Genomic DNA, 3,455 nt, shown 5'->3' with positions numbered 1-3,455 from the left:
TTTGGTATTTTCTTGCCATTAATAGACCTGGCAGCGACCTACTCTCCCGCGTCTTAAGACGGAGTACCATTGGCGCAGGGGCGTTTCACGGCCGTGTTCGGAATGGGAACGGGTGCAGCCACCCCGCAATAACCACCAGGTCAACTAAGGGCAAGAATTGCTCCGGCGACGGAGCAAAACCAAATGAGAAGCTGGCGAGGGAGGCGTTGCCTCTCTCCTTTTTAGTCTTTGAACACGTTTTGTTGCCCGCCTTCCGGTCGAAGACCGCAAGCGCAGAGCGCGTCGCCAATCGTTTGGCGCGCCGTCCGCAGCGCAGCCGCCTTGCGGCGACAGCGTGAGGACAAAACAGATGGCTTATGGTTCATCTTCGATGAACATAAGCAATGAGAACAATCAAGCCAATCGAACGATTAGTACCGGTAAGCTTCATGCGTTGCCGCACTTCCACACCCGGCCTATCAACGTGGTAGTCTTCCACGGTTCTCAAGGGAATACTCGTTTTCAGGTTGGTTTCCCGCTTAGATGCCTTCAGCGGTTATCCATTCCATATATAGCTACCCTGCTATGCGGCTGGCGCCACAACAGGTCCACCAGAGATATGTCCATCCCGGTCCTCTCGTACTAGGGACAGATCCTGTCAATATTCCTACACCCACGGCAGATAGGGACCGAACTGTCTCACGACGTTCTGAACCCAGCTCACGTACCGCTTTAATTGGCGAACAGCCAAACCCTTGGGACCTGCTCCAGCCCCAGGATGCGATGAGCCGACATCGAGGTGCCAAACAACCCCGTCGATATGGACTCTTGGGGGTCATCAGCCTGTTATCCCCGGCGTACCTTTTATCCGTTGAGCGATGGCCCTTCCACACGGGACCACCGGATCACTATGACCGACTTTCGTCTCTGCTCGACTTGTCAGTCTCGCAGTCAGGCGGGCTTATGCCATTGCACTCGACGAACGATTTCCGACCGTTCTGAGCCCACCATCGCGCGCCTCCGTTACTCTTTCGGAGGCGACCGCCCCAGTCAAACTACCCACCATACACTGTCCCGGATCCGGATAACGGACCGCGGTTAGACATCCATGACGATAAGGGTGGTATTTCAAGGATGGCTCCACCTGAACTGGCGTCCAAGCTTCAAAGCCTACCACCTATCCTACACATGCCGACACGAATGCCAGTGTAAAGCTATAGTAAAGGTGCACGGGGTCTTTCCGTCTGACCGCAGGAACCCCGCATCTTCACGGGGAATTCAATTTCACTGAGTCTATGCTGGAGACAGCGGGGAAGTCGTTACGCCATTCGTGCAGGTCGGAACTTACCCGACAAGGAATTTCGCTACCTTAGGACCGTTATAGTTACGGCCGCCGTTTACTGGGGCTTCAGTTCAAAGCTTGCACCTCTCCCTTTAACCTTCCAGCACCGGGCAGGCGTCAGGCCCTATACGTCGTTTTGCAACTTCGCAGAGCCCTGTGTTTTTGATAAACAGTCGCTACCCCCTGGTCTGTGCCACCCCTCCATACTTGCGTACGAAGAGGTCACGCTTCTTCCGAAGTTACGCGTGCAATTTGCCGAGTTCCTTCAGCATAGTTCTCTCAAGCGCCTTGGTATACTCTACCTGACCACCTGTGTCGGTTTCGGGTACGGTCTATACGGTGGAGCTATTTCCTGGAACCGCTTCCTCGCCCACTCAATCCAATAAGAGCAAACAAGTTACGCAATCCGTCACTACCACCAGGCCCACGAATATTAACGTGGTTCCCATCGACTACGCATTTCTGCCTCATCTTAGGGGCCGGCTAACCCTGCTCAGATTAACTTTAAGCAGGAACCCTTGGTCTTTCGGCGAGGGAGTCTCTCACTCCCTTTATCGTTACTCATGTCAACATTCGCACTTCCGATACCTCCAGGACCCCTCACAGGTATCCCTTCACAGGCTTACGGAACGCTCCGCTACCACAGCCTGGTTCCGAAGAACCAGCGCTATCCTCAGCTTCGGTGCATGGCTTTAGCCCCGTTACATTTTCGGCGCAAAGACCCTTATTTAGACCAGTGAGCTGTTACGCTTTCTTTAAATGATGGCTGCTTCTAAGCCAACATCCTGGTTGTTTTGGGATCCTCACATCCTTTCCCACTTAGCCATGACTTGGGGACCTTAGCTGGAGGTCAGGGTTGTTGCCCTCTTCACGACGGACGTTAGCACCCGCCGTGTGTCTGCCGACTAGTACTCCTCGGTATTCGGAGTTTGGTTAGGATCAGTAAGACGGTGAGTCCCCATAGCCCATCCAGTGCTCTACCCCCGAGGGTATTCGGTCGACGCACTACCTAAATAGTTTTCGCGGAGAACCAGCTATTTCCGAGTTTGATTGGCCTTTCACCCCTAGCCACAAGTCATCCCAATCTATTGCAACAGATGCGGGTTCGGTCCTCCAGTTGGTGTTACCCAACCTTCAACCTGCTCATGGCTAGATCACTCGGTTTCGGGTCTAATGCGACGAACTGAACGCCCTATTCAGACTCGCTTTCGCTGCGCCTTCACCTATCGGCTTAAGCTTGCTCGTCACACTAAGTCGTTGACCCATTATACAAAAGGTACGCCGTCACCCTTGCGGGCTCCGACTGTTTGTAGGCAACCGGTTTCAGGTTCTATTTCACTCCCCTTGTCGGGGTGCTTTTCACCTTTCCCTCACGGTACTTGTTCGCTATCGGTCATGCACGAGTACTTAGGCTTAGAGGGTGGTCCCCCTAATTTCAAACAGGATTTCACGTGTCCCGCCTTACTCAAGGACCTTGGGTGTTCTACATGTACGGGGCTATCACCCGCTACGGCCGGACTTTCCATTCCGTTCCACTTTATTCCCCAAGGCCACTGGCCTGGTCCGCGTTCGCTCGCCACTACTTGCGGAGTCTCGGTTGATGTCCTTTCCTCCAGGTACTTAGATGTTTCAGTTCCCTGGGTTCGCTTCTTACACCCTATGTATTCAGGTGTAGATACCTTATCACAATGCTTAGAAACCCAAACTGAGCCTAAACTCAGCTTGGATTCTCTAAGCATTTAAGGTGGGTTTCCCCATTCGGAAATCCATGGATCAAAGCTTATTCGCAGCTCCCCACGGCTTATCGCAGCGTATCACGTCCTTCATCGCCTGTGCATGCCAAGGCATCCACCAATTGCCCTTATTTCACTTGATCGTTCTCATTGCCAATGCTCATCTTTAAGTTGGTTTGGCTAAGCCTATCCTTTTCGCTTGCGCTCAAAGGGCAGACCAAACCGGGCCAACACTGCGGTTACCTTTTACAACCACAGTCAATCCAGATGCCATCAACGTGTTCGACCTGATCCTCATATGAAGGCACGCCGGTGCACTTCGAGGTCAGATCTTAAGACCAGCTTCTCGAGATCTGTCCGGGGATGCGCGGTCAGGCAACATCCATCGGCATGTCGTCAGA

General features: G+C 53.1%; 2 rRNA genes. Both read right to left on the bottom strand.

The features are described from left to right. Positions 1–25 precede the first annotated feature (25 nt). Positions 26–140 (bottom strand): 5S ribosomal RNA (gene rrf, locus R6X40_RS31480). Positions 141–389: 249 nt separating this feature from the next. Then, positions 390–3,197: ribosomal RNA gene (locus R6X40_RS31475) — 23S ribosomal RNA — on the bottom strand. Between the last annotated feature and the right edge of the window lie 258 nt (positions 3,198–3,455).

The sequence above is a fragment of the Rhizobium sp. PL01 genome (genome assembly GCF_033447125.1).
Lineage (GTDB): Bacteria > Pseudomonadota > Alphaproteobacteria > Rhizobiales > Rhizobiaceae > Pararhizobium.
The sequence above is the reverse complement of the archived record's forward strand: the minus strand, read 5'-3'. Positions and strand labels throughout refer to the sequence as shown.